At 46.6% G+C, this 19,480-nt stretch carries 13 protein-coding genes; 10 read left to right on the forward strand and 3 right to left on the reverse strand.

Features of this window, described 5'->3' with window-relative positions:
- Window positions 1-162 precede the first annotated feature (162 nt).
- The gene (locus MHB56_RS22360) at window positions 163-1,974 is read left to right on the forward strand and encodes a peptidoglycan D,D-transpeptidase FtsI family protein (RefSeq protein WP_405132588.1); all 1,812 of its coding nucleotides are present in this window, start codon (window positions 163-165) and stop codon (window positions 1,972-1,974) included.
- On the opposite strand, the gene MHB56_RS22365 is transcribed toward MHB56_RS22360, so the two are convergent.
- Entirely contained in the window at window positions 1,932-3,125 is a 1,194-nt protein-coding gene (locus MHB56_RS22365) for an AI-2E family transporter (protein ID WP_076184708.1), read from the reverse strand. The two genes, MHB56_RS22360 and MHB56_RS22365, sit on opposite strands and share 43 nt — an antisense overlap.
- 208 nt (window positions 3,126-3,333) lie before the next feature.
- Between MHB56_RS22365 and MHB56_RS22370 the strand changes: the two genes are divergently transcribed.
- The gene (locus MHB56_RS22370; protein ID WP_076192865.1) at window positions 3,334-4,734 is read left to right on the forward strand and encodes a polysaccharide deacetylase family protein; all 1,401 of its coding nucleotides are present in this window, start codon (window positions 3,334-3,336) and stop codon (window positions 4,732-4,734) included.
- 177 nt (window positions 4,735-4,911) lie between these two features.
- Here the strand turns inward: MHB56_RS22370 and ilvD are convergent, their stop codons facing one another.
- A complete protein-coding gene (ilvD, locus tag MHB56_RS22375) occupies window positions 4,912-6,597 on the reverse strand; it encodes a dihydroxy-acid dehydratase (RefSeq protein WP_076134060.1) in 1,686 nt (561 codons plus the stop codon).
- Between the two features lie 494 nt (window positions 6,598-7,091).
- Between ilvD and MHB56_RS22380 the strand changes: the two genes are divergently transcribed.
- From MHB56_RS22380 to MHB56_RS22415, 8 genes are all read left to right on the forward strand, one after another.
- Window positions 7,092-8,045: a glycoside hydrolase family 43 protein gene (locus MHB56_RS22380; protein ID WP_076192862.1), complete on the forward strand. Its 954-nt coding sequence runs from the start codon at window positions 7,092-7,094 to the stop codon at window positions 8,043-8,045.
- Window positions 8,046-8,450: 405 nt separating this feature from the next.
- Window positions 8,451-10,196 (forward strand): extracellular solute-binding protein, encoded by a 1,746-nt coding sequence (locus MHB56_RS22385; RefSeq protein WP_076126335.1) that lies wholly within the window; start codon window positions 8,451-8,453, stop codon window positions 10,194-10,196.
- 11 nt (window positions 10,197-10,207) lie between these two features.
- Complete coding sequence (locus MHB56_RS22390; RefSeq protein WP_248547691.1) at window positions 10,208-11,179, forward strand: ABC transporter permease; 972 nt, start codon at window positions 10,208-10,210, stop codon at window positions 11,177-11,179.
- Window positions 11,180-11,194: 15 nt separating this feature from the next.
- A complete protein-coding gene (locus MHB56_RS22395) occupies window positions 11,195-12,130 on the forward strand; it encodes a carbohydrate ABC transporter permease (protein ID WP_076126337.1) in 936 nt (311 codons plus the stop codon).
- A 58-nt stretch (window positions 12,131-12,188) separates the two neighbouring features.
- Complete coding sequence (locus tag MHB56_RS22400) at window positions 12,189-13,970, forward strand: glycoside hydrolase family 2 protein (RefSeq protein ID WP_341144024.1); 1,782 nt, start codon at window positions 12,189-12,191, stop codon at window positions 13,968-13,970.
- Window positions 13,971-13,997: 27 nt separating this feature from the next.
- Window positions 13,998-15,746, forward strand: coding sequence for a glycoside hydrolase family 2 protein (locus MHB56_RS22405; RefSeq protein ID WP_341144025.1), 1,749 nt, complete (start codon window positions 13,998-14,000; stop codon window positions 15,744-15,746).
- Window positions 15,747-15,788: 42 nt separating this feature from the next.
- Window positions 15,789-17,183 (forward strand): family 43 glycosylhydrolase, encoded by a 1,395-nt coding sequence (locus MHB56_RS22410; RefSeq protein ID WP_076279753.1) that lies wholly within the window; start codon window positions 15,789-15,791, stop codon window positions 17,181-17,183.
- A 145-nt stretch (window positions 17,184-17,328) separates the two neighbouring features.
- Window positions 17,329-18,276 (forward strand): ArsR/SmtB family transcription factor, encoded by a 948-nt coding sequence (locus MHB56_RS22415; protein ID WP_076126345.1) that lies wholly within the window; start codon window positions 17,329-17,331, stop codon window positions 18,274-18,276.
- Window positions 18,277-18,365: 89 nt separating this feature from the next.
- Here the strand turns inward: MHB56_RS22415 and MHB56_RS22420 are convergent, their stop codons facing one another.
- On the reverse strand, window positions 18,366-19,406 hold the full coding sequence (locus MHB56_RS22420) for an acyltransferase family protein (protein WP_076303830.1): 1,041 nt from the start codon (window positions 19,404-19,406) through the stop codon (window positions 18,366-18,368).
- Window positions 19,407-19,480 lie beyond the last annotated feature (74 nt).

Below are 19,480 nucleotides of genomic sequence, written 5' to 3' on the forward strand. Positions count from 1 at the left end.
ACCTAAGTAAATATTTTTAACTACAAAGACCAGTCTCCCATTATTTGGGACTGGTCTTTGTGCTATTCAAAAGGCTATAAATTAGCTAACTAAGCATGAGTGTAAATAATCCAGCGGGTGGGACATAATAAAGGCTATGAACGTCAGTCAGGAGGAATGGGATTGCACAATAATGTCCACAGACGTATACTCGGCGGACTGATTATTTTATGTTCAGTAGTAGCCGTGTTGGTCCTTAGGCTGGCGTGGATTCAACTGTTTATGAAGGAACAGACGGTCCCTGGAACGAAATATACACTTGCAAAGATGGCAGAAATTCAAAGCGAACGGGAGACGGTATTGGACTCTGGGCGGGGGCGTCTGTATGACCGAAAGAGTGAACCCCTTGCCGGGGAAACCATTTGGACGGCTGCGTTTTTTCCTCAAGAGGCGAAGGCTAGGAATACCGTGACGCAGGTCGTATACGAAGAAGCTGAGTCCATGCACCGGTTGGCAGCTATCCTTGGAGTGAGTTATGAGCAATTGCTAAACAAGCGCTCTTCCCTTAAAGAACCATTGCTTTGGCCATCCTCAGTGGGAAAAGGACCGCTCGCACTTACATCCGCGCAAGCGGAAGAAGTGAGTGCATTGGGGATCGACGGCGTAGGCGTGCTTCCTTTTGCTCGCAGATATGATGGGAAAGCAACTGGTCGGCAGTGGCTTGGATATTTATCGGAAGCGGTACCAAACACTGGTGGGAAGGCTTCCCCATCGGGGCTGAGAATTCCGATGAAAGGAACGGACGGGTTAGAAAAGACCCTGGAGCCGTTGCTTCGAGGTGTAGGGCATACTGAGGCATATGCTCAGGTTGATGCGCGCGGGCAACGTGTCCCGGGCAGTCCCATTCAAGTACGAGCCCCGGGTAATCCGTATTATCCGCTGTCTTTATATACAACGATTGATAAAAAGCTTCAGGAACAAATAGAGGAGTTAGCTGTCAAAGCTGGAATGAAGGAAGGAGCCGTGGTGGTGTTAGACACCGGAACGGGAGATATTGAAGCCATGGTATCTTTACCTTTTTACGACCCAGAGAAGATATCCCCTGAAGGGGGAGAGTGGAATAACCGGGCGTTGCAGGCTGCCGTACCTGGATCAATTTTCAAAATCGTCACAGCAGCAGCAGCACTAGAAGCCGGGGTCACCACAGCGGATGAGCTTTTCTATTGTTCAGGGCAATATGAGAAATATGGATTGTCTTGTCTAAAAGGAAAAGGACACGGTCCCCTCACGCTGGCGCAAGGGTTCGCCGTGTCCTGTAATACTGTATTTGCTGCGCTGGCAGAACGTTTGAGTGGGGCGCAGCTTCAAGCGACAGCACTCGCGCTGGGGCTCGGAAGAGATATTAGCTGGCAAGCGGAGAATACGCTTGGTTTTCCAGTTCTTAAGCCACTGTCCGGTGAGCAGAAGGGGACGATCTTTACTTCTTTGCTGCCGGATGATCCAGGCGCCAGAGTGCAGACGGCCATTGGGCAGCGAGATGTGCAAGTGACTCCACTTCAGGCAGCGAACCTGGTGGTGACGTTACTGCATGGCGGGGAAGTGAGAGCGCCAAGAATTCTCCAGCGTGTAACCTTTGCAAATGGGCAAAAGCTAGAGGATCTGCCGGGTCATCTTTCCCCTTCAACTGCCGGGAGGATCTCAGAATCTACAGCCCGCCAGCTGCTGTCCTGGATGCGTAAAGTAGTTACGGATGGAACCGGCACAAGTCTGCAGAGCACGAAATGGCCGGTTGCCGGGAAATCAGGTACGGCACAAACCCTTGTTAAGGGTATGCCGCGTAACAATCAATGGTTTATCGGCTACGGGCCGCTGGATCATCCCAGATATGCTGTGTCGGTAGCGGTGGAGAACGTCGCTCCGGACAGCTCACATCTAGCCGTTAAGCTGTTCGGTCAGATATTGGATTTATTATCATCGGTTCCCTCTGGAGCTTGAGGTTCAGGTGGTGGCGCAGAGCTGGTCTGATTGGAAGCTGGACCGTTAGCTGCAAAGGGTGAAACGATAAATTCCTCTTGCGGGAGATAGATCCAGCTCTGAAGATACCCTTGTTGAATCAGTTCTTTTATCAGAATAAGCAAAATCGGCGACAGAATCAGACCAGCCATACCGAAAGCAGATGTGGACAGAATGACGAACGACAGCATAAGGAAGGCTGAGGATACGCCAATTGAATTCCCGGTAATCTTCGGCTCAAGCAGCTGCCTAACAATTAGTACAATGGCAAGGAGGATAATTAATCCAATAGCCAGTGATGTATTGCCCACGATGAACAAATAGATGATCCAAGGGACTAAAATTGTCGTCACGCCAAGAAGCGGCAAAACATCAAATACCGCGCAGACTAATGCCATTGTGATTTCGTTGCCGGTTCGCAGAATAAATAAGCCGACTAGAACTATGGCAAATGTAATGCTGATCAGAATAAGTTGTGCTTTTAAATAGGAACCGATGGCTTTGAATACATTGCCTTGCAGAAAGGCGAAGGCGTTCTTAAAGGTTTTTGGCATTTTGTCATGCGCGATTTTACGCCAATCTTTGATTTCCATGCTAAGAAAAAATGCCAAAATAATGGCTATCCCGAAATTGGCCATGAAGGTGGAGAAGGAGCCTAGAATACCGGCCATGTATTTTAGAAAAGTAATCAGCCATCCTGTTAGAACATCCGTGGCATCTTTAAAGTACCCGTTGACCTTGTTCGTAATATCGGGTGGCAAGTTATCTATTTTTTGCTGCAGGTAGGTCGTGGTCTCCACAAAATGCTGCTGCACCACATATGTATATTTAGGGAGGTTCTCTTGGAAGTGAAGGGCCTGGATCGTAATCAGTAGACCGGCACCAAATAATGTACCTAACAGCACAATCAGAAAGAGCAACACTGAAATGGCGGAGGCAAAAGGTTTACCAAGACCACGGCGGTTCAAGAAGCGGGCCAAGGGTTCGATAAGCAAAAATACAAAAAAAGACAGGAATACAGGTGCAGCTAACTGATACAGCTTACTAAAGGAGAACATAATTAGATAAACCGTGAGGACAATTAATCCGATGTCAAAAAATGTGCGCCAATATTTTTTGTATAACGGCAGCATAGATATAAACAACTCCCTTTTTTTATAAGTGGATACGCCAGGTTGATTACATTGTACATGATTTTACTTTAAAAGCGTCTATTTCTTTGATACATGTGTTAAAATAGGGGGTAACGTTTTTTTATTCTACTTCACTTGGCCGTTTCACGGGTTCTGCTTGCAGACATTAGGCGAGCCAAAGTCAACTCTGGAAAAGCGGGGAATTAATATGCAGACTTTGCTGCTCTGGTTATTTTACATCTCATCATTTTATGCTTTTATCCCTGGTATGATCAGCCGGATTTTTGGTTACCGTGTCTTTCGTAAAGGAACTGGGCGAAATGAATTCGCACTGACCTTCGATGATGGACCTGATCCTCGATTTACACCATTACTGCTGGAATTACTGAAGAGGTATGATGCAAAAGCAACCTTTTTTGTAGTCGGCTCTAATGCTGAACGTTATCCTGATCTTATTCAGCGTATCCATGATGAGGGACATCTCATCGGAATTCATAATTATGTTCACAAGACGAACTGGCTCATGCGGCCAGCAACCGTCCGCCGGCAGATTCAACGTACGAATGATATTATCTATAATATTATTGGCGAACGCAGTACGTATTACCGTCCACCTTGGGGTATTGTCAATTTATTTGATATTTCCAAACGACGCCAAGTTGAAATTGTGCTTTGGTCGGCAATGTTTGGCGATTGGCGTGAGAAGCTCGGCGCCGAAAAACTCACTGAGAAGATGCTGGCCCGTCTAAATCCCGGGGAAGTGATGTTGTTGCATGATAGCGGCACAACGCTGGGTGCAGATGCGGATGCTCCAGGGAATATGCTTGTGGCTCTTGAGCAGACTCTGGAGGAAGCCCGTAAACGGGGACTACGCAGCATTCGGATTGATGAGATGATTAAGATGGCTGAGACGTCACCTATCCGGCGCTTATCTTTTGGTAAACGGGTGCTTGTAGGACTTTGGTTAGCTTGGGAACAGGTATTTCAAGCTCTTTTTCATCTCCAAACGATTACTCCGTCAGATCCTTTCCTGCATTATCGGATGCGGAAATATCAGGGTGAACCGGTTGAACTCGAGGGCGGAGAACTGCTGCGTAAAGGTGACAAAGTCATTGAGCTGCACATCGATAATAAACAGTTGTTCGAATTAGGGATTCATTCACGTTCTTCCGCTCAACTTGCGATTCGAATGATCCGCAGAATGGAAAAGGATCTGCCCATTCTTGCTGAGATCATTGCCAAAGATGTGGATCTTGCGGAAGCCAAAGCGCTTTATGGAGTCAGCATGATTAACCGGGGACCGGAGAAATTCGGCTTTACCGTACGTGATTTGCCGGATGGCTTATTCGCACGTTCCTCCAAATTTTACTTAAGGATCCTGTTAAGTGTGATTCATCCAGCAGGTGGAGCAAGGCTTAAAGAACGGAGCGAGGTCCTTGTGCCGAAGCTTATCCTGATGCCTGTCTCAGAGCTGCTCAAAAAGATGAATCAACAGCTGCCTCATCATCCGAAAACTGCAAAAAAACGCAAATCGCAACAGGAAGAATCGTTGTCACTTAATGATTCGGTTGCGGATGTAGAAATGCCAGGTGCGACAGTAACCAATTGATTCATGATCTTATTGATAAATATTTTACAGTGGACATGTAAAGAGATGTTCTACAATCCAGCGATGGGTTGTGGAACATTTTTTTATTGGGATAATTAAAAAAAGAGCAGCCCGCCAGTAGAAATACTAAGGTGGGACTGCTCTTGCTTGTTTTAATATTCTTTTTTGCTAAAGGGATTAGATCTTCAGCACTGCGCCGTTACTTGCATTGGTTACCATTTTGGAGTAACGAGCCAGGTAACCAGTTTTAACTTTAGGTTCGAATTCTTTCCAACCCGTACGACGAACTGCTAATACTTCTTCTTCAACCAGCAATTCAATCTTCCGGTTGTTGAGATCCAGCTCAATGATGTCTCCATCCTCAACAAAAGCGATCGGACCGCCTTCAGCTGCTTCTGGAGAGATATGACCGATACTGATTCCGCGGGAAGCCCCCGAGAAACGACCGTCTGTAATCAGACCGACCTTAGCACCTAGCCCCATACCCACGATTTGTGAAGTAGGCGCCAGCATTTCCGGCATTCCTGGTCCGCCCTTAGGACCTTCATAGCGGATAACGACTACATGGCCTTCTTTAACTTTACCGTTCGCGATACCTTCCAGTGCAGCTTCTTGGGAATCAAAGCAGATCGCAGGACCTTTATGATATCCACCTACTGAAGCATCAACTGCACCAACCTTGATGATAGAACCCTCTGGAGCCAAGTTTCCGTAAAGTACGGCAAGACCGCCTCTTTCGGAGTAAGGGTTGTCGATAGTATGAATTACGGAAGTATCTTGGATCTCGTGTCCGATTACGTTCTCAGCTAATGTTTTGCCGGTAACGGTCATACATTCCCCGAACAGAGCACCTGGTTTCTTCAGCAGTTCATTCAATACAGCACTAACGCCGCCCGCACGGTCCACATCTTCAATAAAGATATCAGAAGCTGGAGCCAGCTTAGCCAGATAGGGAACACGGTTTGCAACTTCGTTAATGCGTTCAAGCGGATAATCGATACCTGCTTCTTGAGCTAATGCAAGGGTGTGCAGCACTGTGTTAGTAGAACCACCCATTGCCATATCCAGTGCAAATGCGTTATCAAGGGATTCTTTAGTTACGATATCTCTTGGTTTAAGATCCAGCTTAATCAATTCCATCAGTTGTGTTGCGGATTTGCGAACAAATTCTCTACGCTCATCAGCAACAGCCAGAATCGTACCGTTACCTGGCAATGCCAGTCCAAGTGCTTCTGCAAGGCAGTTCATGGAGTTGGCAGTGAACATTCCGGAACAAGATCCACAGGTAGGACAACCGAATTGTTCTAATTCAAGCAGCTCTGCATCGTTGATTTTGCCGACTTGGTGAGCACCAACGCCTTCAAATACCGAGGTCAGAGAGAGCTTTTTACCTTTACTATCTACGCCGGCTTTCATTGGGCCGCCGCTTACGAACATGGTTGGGATGTTAACACGCAGTGCGCCCATCATCATGCCCGGTGTAATTTTATCACAGTTAGGGATGCAGACCATGCCATCGAACCAATGCGCGGAAACTACAGTTTCCAAGGCGTCAGCGATGATCTCGCGGCTTGGTAGTGAATAACGCATGCCGATATGTCCCATAGCAATCCCGTCATCTACGCCGATCGTATTGAATTCAAAAGGAACGCCACCAGCTTCGCGAATCGCTTCCTTAACGATTTTACCGAACTCTTGCAAATGCACATGCCCTGGAACAATATCAATATAGGAATTGCAGACCGCAATAAACGGCTTTCCGAAATCTTCTTCTTTTACTCCGGCTGCTCTCAGGAGACTACGGTGTGGAGCACGGTCAAAGCCTTTTTTAATCATGTCTGAACGCATTTTCTTGGCTGCCATAATGACATTCCCCCCTAAATGAATTTCAATCAAATATAGTGTCGCATTAACGCAATGAACTCCAAAGACCTGCGTATATACGGTTTATAGAAAGAACGGGGACCTGCTTCCTCAATAAGAAAAGCGATGCCGTTTCTATAAAAAAAGCCGCTGTTTTGGTATAAACAGTTACCGCCTAAAATGAACGGAGAAGTCATTGTTATTAGTGAGTCTATCACAAAGAGCACGTTTTTTCTACCGGACAATGTGAAGTTTGTCGATTGACGCAAAGCGTGGGAAGTGGAGGAAAAGCTCATTTTCGAAAGGAAAGTGCTTTATTTGGAAAATGGAACAGGGTTCGGATGTATCTATTTACCACTCTAGACAACTTTAGGAGAGCTGAGTATGATGGGAGTTATTATTTTATGGGAGGTGCTGGAAAATCGGGATTTGTCTATTATTATCGCCGCGGTGGATCGTTTTTACGGGGATGAAAAGCTAAGGAGGGAAAGGGAATGTCACAGCGTACAACTTTTTTAAATCCAATTGTAGCAAGCTCAGGAGACCCATGGGTATTCAAACATACCGATGGCTATTATTACTTTATGGCCACAAAAGCTAAATGTCTGGAGCTGACGAGATCTAGAACCTTGACCGGCCTTGCGGAGGGCGACAAGAAAGTGATCTGGTCTCCCGAACCGGGGGGCAGCTACAGTTACAATCTGTGGGCGCCGGAAATTCATCATTTGGACAACAGATGGTACATTTACTACACTGCGAATGACGGAGGAGGCGACGATTCACGGCGGATTTGCGTGCTGGAGAATGAAGCGGCGAACCCGCTGGAAGGACAGTGGGTATGGAGAGGTGCTTTGCAGACACCTGTCCCAGGGTTGGATGGAACAGTAATGTCTTTGCGGGATCAGCTGTATTTTCTGTATGCGGGATATGGTCATTTTCCTGATTATGGGTCGGCTATTTACATTATGCGAATGAGTAATCCTTGGACCTTGGAAGGGGAGCATCACCTGCTTACCGCTCCAACTCTGTCATGGGAGAAGCAAGGTGGCATGGCGATTAACGAAGGTCCGGTAATTTTGCAGCGAAACAATCGTATTTTCATGGTTTATTCGGCAAGTACGACTTGGTCTGAGGATTATGCACTAGGGATGCTCACCATGAACGAAGCGGCAGATCCTTTGCAACCGCTGTCATGGGAAAAATCAATGTCGCCTGTATTTTGCAAAAGTGTAGAGAACGGGATTTTTGCCACGGGGCACAATAGCTTCACACATTCTCCTGATGGCAAGGAAGATTGGATAGTCTATCATGCGCTTCCTTCCGCTGGAGCGGATGTGTCTTTGCGCGCGACCCGTATCCAGAAATTTGGGTGGAAGGTGGATGGGACACCAGATTTTGGGGTTCCTTGTAGGGATACGCTTGCTCAGACCGTACCGTCGGGAGAATAAGAATAAAACAGGAAATCAAGACTGAAAAGGCCATTCATTACAGAAAAACTGTAATGAATGGCCTTTTCATGTAATGCAGATATTTTTATTCGCTGTCGATAATAATTGACGAAAAACGCCTGTTTTATAAGGGGTTTTTCGCCAAAATATAGGATGGTTAGTACGGTTTTTTAATAGGTTTGTAGTTGGTATAGCCACATATTTGTTTGAGAAAAGTTCATAAGATTACAAAATTATTGTATGAAAGCGTTGACATATGAATTTTGGATGCTTATAATTCGATCTGAGATACAGAAAAACTGTATTAATCAAGGGGAGTTATCTACAGGGCAAAAAGGAGCGTGGTTCCAAGCTTTGGATTTGCTTAAGGCGTTATGGCAAATATTTTATAGTGGGAGGTTAAGTATGAAGAACAATGCAAAGCGTTATTTTAGTCTTTTATTTGTGTTAATACTGATCATTTCGACTGTAACAGCATGTAGTGGCAACAGTGCAAACAATGGGGCTGATAAGGGTGTCTCCAACAACAAAGAGAACGAGAGCACAGCCAAAGACCCGGTTGAGTTTACAGATATCAGCGCAGACATACGCGGCAATACAGCCCCAACGCAAGAGCAAATCGACGAAGTTAATCATTCCTTGAATGATACATACCTCGGCGACGTCTTCGATGAAGTCATTCCAAATGATTACTCAGCTTATCCTGTTAAAGGTGATGTGGTTCTGGATGTATGGATGCCTGCGAATTCCAATATTCCGGATATGAACAATCATGCTGTCCAGAAGCAGGTGGAGCAATTAACGGGAATCAAAGTAAACTTCATCACGCCGCCAATCGGCCAGGAAGCGGATGCCTTCACGCTGATGATCTCCTCCGGTGAACTGCCTGACATTATCATTGAGCCGGGACGTTATCCGGGAGGTTTTGAAGCGGGCGTAAATGACGGCGCTTATATCGATCTGACAGATCTGATGGAGAAAAATGCTCCGAACTATACGAAGTGGCGCAATTCGGATGAATCAAGAAGAAAAACCACGGTCACGGATGACGGCAAGCTGCTCGGCTTCTATGGCATCGCCCCATATTCAGAGTGGACTTGGTTTGGAACATTGATTAAGCAGGAAGCGCTGGACAAAACAGGGCTTGAAGTTCCAAATACGATTGATGAATGGCATACCTTCCTGACTAAAGCAAAGGAAGTCGGATACAAAGCACCGCTTAATTACGGCTCTACTTACGGCCAGATTTTTACCGGCATCATAAATGGCGCATATGGAGTATGGGATTGGACGTTCCTTGATGAGAATGGCAAAGTGGCCTGGGGGCCAGCACAGCCGAAAGCTAAGGAATATTTGACCACCATGCAGCAATGGAACAAAGAAGGATTACTGAACCCGGACTGGGCAACGGCAGACTTTAACCAGAGAATGGCGAGCGCCATTTCGGGAGATACCGCGATGATGATGGACTCTCCGGATACGATGTGGAGTTATTGGAAAGAGCAGAGCGGTATCGACTTTGTGGGCGCACTGAACCCGGTTCTGAACAAAGGAGATAAGTCCGCAACCACGTACAAAAATTTCAAAAGAGCGGGGATCGAAGCTGCAATCACCACGCAAAGCAAAAATGTAGAAGCGGCAATGGCTTGGCTTGATTTTAATTACAGTAAAAAGGGCTGGGAATTGATTAACTTTGGTGAATACGGCACGGTCCACCTGATTGATGAGACGGGAATGCCTTATTATCCAGAGAACAGTTATATCTTTAAAGACCCTGAAGGTCAGCCCGTATCGACAACCTTATGGAAATACCGGATGCACAACTGGCCGGATATCCGGGATGAGCATCATTCCAACCCGCTGATCGCTGCCAAAGGAAGTTACTCGGGAGACATTCGCAAGAATTGGACAGAAAATATGGACACCAGTATGGCTATGCCACCTATTTCCTTTACCAAAGATGAAGCTTCGCGGGAAGCCGAGCTTGGAAACCAGCTGTCGACACTGCGCGGAGAGTATTTTGCAAAAATCATAATGGGAGACCTGCCGGTAGATGCCTATGATAAATTTTTGAAAGAAGCTCAGAGTATGGGACTGGAAGAGTTTTTGAGTATCCATCAGGCAGCCTTAGATCGATATAACAAACGATAGGTGGTTGTTTTATGGAAATATTACGAAAAAACAGAGCGATAAAGCCCATTCCTCAGGACGCCAAACCTAAAAATACCAAGTTAGTGATTAAGAAGGATTTGAAAAAGAACTGGTTTGTCTATCTGTTGGCTGTCCCTGTTTTAGCGTGGTTCCTGATTTTCTGCTACGGGCCGATGTGGGGGGTTATGATCGCCTTCAAGGATTTTAAACCCCTGCTGGGGTTTGGCCAGAGCGAGTGGGTAGGGTTTAAGCACTTTATTGATTTTTTCCAAGGGCCTTATTTCTGGCGGGTCGTTAAAAACACCCTTCTCCTCAATGTTTGGGGGATTGCCTTTGGATTTACAGCCCCGATTATTCTGTCCTTGATGCTGAACGAAATCCGTGGGGTTAAGTTTAAAAAAGTGGTCCAAACGATCACCTATATGCCGCACTTTATATCCCTGGTGGTGGTATGCGGGATCATTCATATCTTTGCCGCAGATGAAGGGATTATCACGCAAATCCTGCAATTTATTACCGGAAAAGAGTACTCTTCACTGCTCGGCTACTCTTCGTTCTTCCGGCCGATTTATACCTTCTCCGGCATTTGGCAGAGCATCGGCTGGGATAGCATCATCTACCTTGCGGCGATGAGTTCCATCGATACTTCATTATATGAAGCTGCTGAAATTGACGGAGTGGGACGGATTAAAAAAATGTGGCATATTACGCTGCCGCAGATCAGCCCAGTTATCATCATTCTGTTTATTTTTGCCATCGGCGGGTTGATGTCGTCCGGGTACGAGAAGATTATCCTGCTGTACAATCCTCTGATCTATGATACGGCGGATGTTATTGCCTCTTACGTGTATCGTCGCGGTTTAAGAGAAGCCAGTCTTAGTTATTCCACGGCTGTGGGCTTGGTCAGCTCAATCGTTAACTTCGGGCTGCTCTGGATGACCAATACAATAGCCAAACGCAGGTCCGAGGTCAGCTTATGGTAAGAAAGAGGGACAGCTATGAAAGATAATTTGCAGCGTAAAGCGAAAAAAAGACGAAAACATAAATCCATCGGTGACAGAGTATTTGACGGCACACTTTATACTCTGCTGACCGCATTAACCTTGGTGTGTTTTTATCCGATCCTGCACATCCTGTTTGCCTCCGTCAGCGACCCCGGCATGTTGATTGCTCATAAAGGCATTTTGCTGAAACCGCTGGGATTCACTTTGGATGGCTATAAGCTGGTATTTAAAGATAACAGTCTGATCAACGGCTATAAAAACACGATTATATATGTAGGATTAGGCACATTAGTCAACATGATCATGACCATTCTGGGAGCTTATGTATTATCCAGACGAGGATTGTATTTCAAAAACTTCATCATGATCCTGATTACAATCACCATGTTTTTTGGCGGCGGGTTGATTCCTTGGTTCTTATTAATGAAGGATATTGGTCTGTACAATAATTTGTGGGCCATGATTTTGCCAAGTGCTTTAAGCACATGGAACATTATTATCCTACGAACTAGCTTTCAAGCCATTCCGCAGGAATTGGAAGAAGCGGCTACCATAGACGGGGCAAGTCAGGCCCATATTTTAACGAATGTGATTCTTCCGCTGTCCAAAGCTACGCTGGCCGTAATCTTTTTATACTATTTAGTGGGGAACTGGAACTCATGGTTTAATGCGATGGTGTTGTTGAAGGACAGACAGCTGTTCCCACTGCAGCTATTAATGAAGGAAATATTAGTAGCTAATGATGCAACCGCAACCTCGATCGGCAGTGCAGGCGGGGTAGTCATCGATAGTGCCCAGAGCCAGACGGCTTTCCGCGAGCTGGTTAAGTATTGTGCGATCGTCGTTTCTACGCTTCCTATATTAATGGTATATCCTTTCTTGCAAAAATATTTTGTTAAAGGTGTTTACGTAGGTTCGATTAAAGGATAGCGGGCAAAAAAACAAGTTCATCTTATATAGAAATTATTTAATAGGAGTGAAGTACACCATGTTGACAGAAGCAAGCAGCACATCCGTTCCACGTCCAGAATATCCAAGACCCCAATTTGCCCGTAAGGATTGGCTTAGCCTAAATGGAGAATGGGATTTTACGTTTGATGATGAAGATGTCGGTGAGGAAGAACAATGGTATCGGACGGACACAAAGGGTTTATTTTCACGGGTTATTCAAGTGCCCTTTGCGTTTCAGAGCAAGCTGAGCGGGATTGAAGATCCTTCATTTCATGATGTTGTGTGGTATAGAAGAACTTTTGAAGTTCCTGAGGGTTGGAATGGGAAGCGGATTGTCCTCCATTTCGGCGCCGTTGATTATTTGGCAAAAGTCTGGGTGAATGATCAGCTGGTGGCCGTGCATGAAGGCGGACATACACCATTTCAGGTCGATATCACTCCTTCGCTGCTCAAAGGAAGGAATACCATCATACTGCGCGCAGAGGATTTCAGCCGTGATGTCACCTTGCCGCGTGGCAAGCAATATTGGCTGGAGCAGTCTGCTGCCATCTTTTATACCCGCACAACCGGAATCTGGCAGAGTGTCTGGCTTGAACCGCTGTCTGCAGTGCATCTGAGTAAAACCATGATGACACCAGATATTGACCGCAATGAAATCCGGCTTCGGACCTTTCTGCAAGGATTTAAGTCTGCTGATCCGCTCAAGCTGCGCATAACGGTATCGTATGACAGTGAAGTAATTGCGGAAGATCAATATATGGTCATGAATGGTGAGCAGCTGCGCACTATCGGCTTGGGTGATTTTGCGGATCATGGTCTTGGACGTTTATGGAGCCCTGAGCATCCGAATTTGTATGATATTCAATTCCAATTGCTTCGGAATGAGGAAGTAATTGACGAAGTGGCGAGTTATTTCGGCATGCGTAAGGTGTCGATTGAAAATGGCAAGCTATGCTTGAATAACCGCCCATATTTCCAGAGACTGGTGCTGGATCAGGGATACTTCCCTGACGGGATACTAACCGCACCTACAGACGAAGAGCTGAAACGGGATGCCCAGCTGACGAAAGAAATGGGCTTTAACGGGGTGAGAAAACATCAGAAGACAGAAGATCCCCGGTTCCTGTATTGGTGTGATAAGCTCGGCCTGCTGGTATGGAGTGAGGCAGCCAATGCTTACGAATATTCCGAGGAGTATGTCCGCCGCTTCACGAAGGAATGGCAGGAGATCATCGAGCGCGACTATAACCATCCTTGTATTGTGACCTGGGTTCCGCTTAATGAGAGCTGGGGTGTTCCCAATGTCCAGATTGATACACGTCAGCAGCAGCACGGATTGGCTATGTATCATTTAACGAAATCCTTGGATGAGATGAGACCTGTTGTGTATAACGATGGGTGGGAGCATATGACTACAGATTTGGTGACTATTCATGACTATGAGAGCCATCAGGCAGTGCTGGAGGAGCGATATGCCACGGCAGAATCTTCTGTAAATGCGATGCCGGCCAACCGCAAAATATTTGTCGGTGGAGCTTCGTATCAAGGCCAGCCGATTCTCGTATCCGAGTTTGGTGGAATTGCCTTCAAGAAAAGTGAGTGGGAGGGCTGGGGTTATTCTGGGGCAGAGAATGAAGAGGATTTCCTGATGAAGCTCAAGGCTGTGGTTGACCCGATGTTCACTTCCCCGGTGATCCAAGGGTATTGCTATACCCAGCTGACGGATGTCGAGCAGGAAATCAACGGACTGCTCACCTATGATAGACAGCCCAAAGCTCCGCTTGAAGCGATCCGCAACATTATGATGCATATCCAATAAATAACATTTACTAAAAGGAGTTACACCATGACACAACAAGCAACGCTTCCGCGTCCTGAATATCCCCGCCCTGACTTTGTTCGACCAGAGTGGATCAATCTGAACGGCCAGTGGCAATTCGAAATTGATCATGGCAAAAGTGGGAAGGAACGCGGATACCCTGTTAACGAACATAATCTCTCAGGGACAATTACTGTGCCCTTCTGTCCGGAAAGCAAGCTGTCCGGTGTAGAATATAAAGATTTTATGGCTGCTGTATGGTATAAAAGGGAGTTTACCGTGCCGGAGAGCTGGACAAATGGCAGAGTTATCCTTCATTTTGGCGCCGTTGATTATATGGCGGAGGTCTGGTTGAACGGCGTATCCGTAGGTACGCATCGCGGAGGATATACTCCGTTTAGTTTTGATATTACTTCTAATCTTTTAGCGGGCAGTAATGTGATTACTGTCTATGCTGAAGACGACGTTCGATCGGGACGACAGCCACGGGGCAAGCAGAGTGAACAGTTCCATTCGCACGGCTGTGATTATACACGCACTACAGGAATCTGGCAGACGGTATGGCTTGAGCAAGTCCCTGAAACCTATCTGTCTAATCTGAAAGTTGTCGCTGATCCCGACAATGGCTGTGTGCACCTAGAAATGAAGGTACAAGGGAACGCAGCGGGGGACACGCTTAGGGCCACTGCTCTTTATGGCGGCAAACCCGTTGGGGACAGCAGTGTGATCGTTTCCGGACCCTCTATAAAACTTACAATTCCGCTATCAGAGATTCGCTTGTGGGAAGTTGGAAACGCCAGATTGTATGACCTGAAGTTGTCCTTGCATAGTCAGGGACGGGAGAGTGACGTGGTCCATTCTTATTTTGGACTCCGCACGGTACGACTGGATGGGATGGCATTCCGGATCAATGGGAAATCCGTATTTCAGCGGTTAGTTCTGGATCAAGGTTTTTATCCGGAGGGAATCTATACCGCTCCTACTGATGAAGATCTGCGCAGAGACATCGAAATCTCAATAGGGCTTGGCTTCAATGGCGCGAGGCTTCACGAGAAGATCTTTGAACCGCGTTATCTTTATTGGGCTGACCAATTAGGTTATCTTGTCTGGGGAGAGCATGCCAATTGGGGGCTGAATATTACTGGAGCGGATAGCCTGACTCACTTCCTGCCGGAATGGCTCGAAGGTATGCAGCGTGATTTCAATCATCCCGCGCTGATCGGCTGGTGCCCTTTTAATGAGACCTGGGACCGGGACGGTGCGAAACAGCATAACCCCGTGCTCCAGATTGTTTACGACGTAACAAAACGTATGGATCCAACACGTCCAGTAATTGATACAAGCGGCAACTTCCATGTGGCTACAGATATCTTCGATCTTCATGACTATGACCAGAATCCGCAGACGTTCCGGGACAGATATGAACCGATGAAAAGTGGCGGAGAAGTATTCAATACCTTCCCGGATCGCCAAACGTATGAAGGTCAACCTTACTTCATCAGCGAGTATGGCGGAATTTGGTGGAACCCGCAGCAGAAAGATGAAAAATCATGGGGGTATGGGGACAGACCGACCTCAGAGCAAATGTTTATCGAACGCTACGAGGGGTTGACGAATGTTCTATTGGATCATCCGCTGATGTTTGGATTCTGCTATACCCAGCTGTACGATGTGGAGCAGGAAGTCAATGGACTGTACACTTATGACAGACAGCCGAAGTTCGACCCCGAGCGAATCCGCGGCATCAATGCGCGTAAGGCTGCAATTGAAGATTAGAGGCGCTACGTAACTATTCATTCGAAAGGAATGTGATAGATTATGAAAGTGAATTTCCGGCAAAAATGTCTGGTCGCCTTAAGTGTTCTTCTTATTCTTCCAATGGGGAAGGTGACCCTAGCTGTCTCTGATCATAATGACTTTTACAACGTGGTTATGCAGGACGGGGCGGACCCATGGGTGTATAAACATACAGATGGCTTCTATTATTTCACCAAAACAACAGGTGGCAATGTTACCCTCTGGAAGTCAGCCCAGTTGACCACTATTGATGCAGCGCCTACTAAAGTTGTCAACACGGGCGGTAGCGGCATCTGGGCGCCTGAGCTACATTATATAAACGGAGCTTGGTATATCTACTATGCGATGGACGACGGAGATAACGTAAACCACCGCATGCATGTAATGGAGAACACAGCGGCAGACCCGATGCAGGGAACTTGGCAGTACAAAGGCCAGATCACAGATTCAAGCAATAAGTGGGCTATAGACGGTACTGTGCTGCAAGTGAACGGCGAGCTGTATTTTATCTGGTCCGGCTGGGAGGGGAATGTTAATGTGCGGCAGAATCTCTATATCGCGCATATGAGTAATCCCTGGACCATTGATTCCGAACGCGTAGAGATTTCAAGACCAACGTATAGCTGGGAAACGAATCATTCCCCAAATGTGAATGAAGGACCACAGGTGATTATAAATGGAGAAGTCATTAGTTTGGTCTACTCGGCAAGCGGAAGCTGGACTAATGATTATTGTCTGGGACTGATCACCGCAGACATCTCCAGTGATCTGTTGAATCCGGCATCATGGAATAAACGCAATCAGCCTATCTTTTCCTCAGGCAATGGACTTTATGGACCTGGACACCATTCGTTTACAAAGTCTCCTGACGGCCAAGAGGATTGGATCATGTACCATGTCGCCAAATACAATAACGCTGGCTGGAACCGCGAGGTGCGGATGCAGAAATTCAGCTGGAATGCTGATCATACACCTAATCTGGGTATTCCCGTTGACCCTAATCTTCCGATAACTTTGCCTTCAGGTGAAACCATGCATACCCGCTACGAAGCGGAAAAAGGGATATTTGGCGGCGATGCCTATGCCTCTTCGAGTCCCAAGGGCTCGGCTGGACTTAAGGCGGGTCATATTGATACGCCGGATAGTTACGTGGAATTTTCGGTTGATGCGGCAGCCGCAGGCGAGTATATTCTTTTGGCTCGAACGGCGAATGGAACGTCTGGCGGGAATTGGTCGAATTTTCAGCTTAGTGTCAATGCAGGACCTGCCAGCCCATTCTATATCACCAATAAAGGGTGGGAGAATTGGGGGCTGTCCACAGCCCGGGTTCAACTGAAGGCAGGCATGAACAAGCTTCGTTTTACCAAAGGCGAAGGTTACGGAGAAATTGATTTCATTGATATTAAGCCATTGTGAATCGAACAAACCTAAGAGACATATGAAATGGCTTCCGGTTTTCCGGAGGTCATTTCTAGGTGAAAGGGCTTGTAGGTGTAATTGTTTTTCATCTCATTAAGAAGTAAGATTAGGATAATTATTAGGATACAAGGAGAGCTGATTTGTGCTGGAACTTAGCTTAAACGACCCGGAAAAATTAGTCACAGTAACGCATGCTTTATCAACTCGTTCTAGGGTTGATATTCTTCGGCTCTTAAACTCCAAAAACTTAAATATTATTGAAATCGCTGAGAGGCTGAAGCTTCCAGTGTCGACGGTAGCAAGCAATATTAAAGTATTAGAAGCAGCAGAGTTAATTCATACAGAATTGCTTCCGGCTTCACGCGGGGCAATGAAAGTTTGCAGCCGGAATTATGATGATCTTCATATTGCCTTGAATTTGAAAGAACCGATGTCAAAGGGATTAACTCATGTCTATGAAGTAGAGATGCCGATCGGCCATTATAGCGACTGTGAGGTATCTCCTACTTGCGGAATGGCTAATAGCGAGGGTCTTATTATCAAAGAAGATGAACCGTCGAGCTTTTATCACCCTAAACATGTCAACGCTCAGCTGATCTGGCTCCGCAAAGGATTTCTGGAATATTTGCTGCCTATGGATATCCCCTCCGGAGCACAAATTGAATCGCTGGAATTATCCATGGAGATCTGTTCGGAAGCTCCGAATTATGACCAGAACTGGCCTTCGAACATCTCTGTATGGGTGAATGGATCGGAGATCGGCATGTGGACCAGTCCCGGTGATTTCGGTGACCGGCGGGGCAAGCTGAATCCGAACTGGTGGTGGGATGGATCTACACAATACGGGTTTCTCAAGACCTGGCGTGTTGACCATGAAAAGACGACACTTGATATGGAGAAGGTGTCGAATGTTTCCTTAAATGATCTTCTGATTAACCGGAGCCCCAAATTGCGGCTGCGCATTGGAATCAACCCTGATGCAGTTCATCAAGGCGGACTTAACCTGTTCGGGCGCCAGTTTGGCGATTATGAACAACATATTATGATGAAGGTAAAATATACCATGGATCAGGATGAAGTAGAACTTTAGCTTAGGAGATGAACAAAGCAAGGCGGTTCCTCGGAAACGAATCTTCGTATCCAAGGAACCGCCTTGCTTTGTTTGTTCTGGATGTAAAGCTAGAGTGTGCGCCGTAGGGCGGCACGCTGAAGGGTGATCATCCAGTCAACGGACGGCTCAACCAGCGGGTGAAAGAGCCGTTTAACGGACGGCTGAGCCAGCAATACGGTGAATAATACGGCGGTGAGCAGCAGGACTACTGCCCCAGCAGCATTGCCAATATAGGTGTAAATCCCGGAAACGGCAGCCAGACGAACGATAAAACCATGAAGCAGGAAAACATACAACGTGCGGCGCCCCCAGTCGGTCATGCGGCTCGCTCCGTAAGGTACGAGGCCGAGGAAAGTGAGTGAAGCGACAATTTGTAGTCCGTACAGTCCCAGACGGTATACGCCTGCATACCATACATTGGCATCAAGCTGCATATAGGTCATGCTGCCATATAACCAGCCAAAGGGAAATCCTGCCCCCCATGCGGCCATGACGGCAAGGAGTAGAATGGAGGCGGCTGCTGCAAAGATTTTGATATATTTCTGATAGAGCTTGACGAAGGTTTCGAAGGAGAAATGATAGCCGATAATGAAAAAAGGCAAATATACAAAGGTACGGCTGATGCTAAACCATACACCGTCCAGCTGGAGATATCCGACAGCCACCCCCGCTGTTACAGCGAAGAGGAGCTTAGCGGTTATGGACCATCTGCTCATACCGAGCATCAGGAGGCGCCAGCAGGCATGACTGGCCAGAAACCATAGGAGCAGATAGGGTGCGAAAATGGAATGCTGGATGTTGCTTACATGAAAGAGGGAAACGTCGAGTGCGGAATATAAGCTTTGAAAAATGAGGTATTGCAATCCAATTTGCAGCAGCATTTTGCGGCCGGTAGTTCCGGCAAGGCTTTTTCTGGCGAAATAGCCGGTCACCAGTACGAACAGCGGCATGTGAAAGCTGAAAATCCACATATATAATCCGTGTATTCCGCTCATTTTGTTAATCAGAGGTTCAATTGCATTACCGGCAAAAACAGTGATAATAAGCATAAAACGCAGGTTGAGAAAAAAGGTTTCTCCGCGCGTTTCCAGCGAGTTTTCCCCTACCATGATTTAGCCTCCAAATTATGCTGTATGCAAATTAATTTAATTTTAAAATACTAGATTTTCTTTGATTTAATTGT

The sequence above is a fragment of the Paenibacillus sp. FSL H8-0315 genome, assembly GCF_038005365.1.
GTDB classification, from domain to species: Bacteria; Bacillota; Bacilli; order Paenibacillales; family Paenibacillaceae; genus Paenibacillus_AQ; species Paenibacillus_AQ odorifer.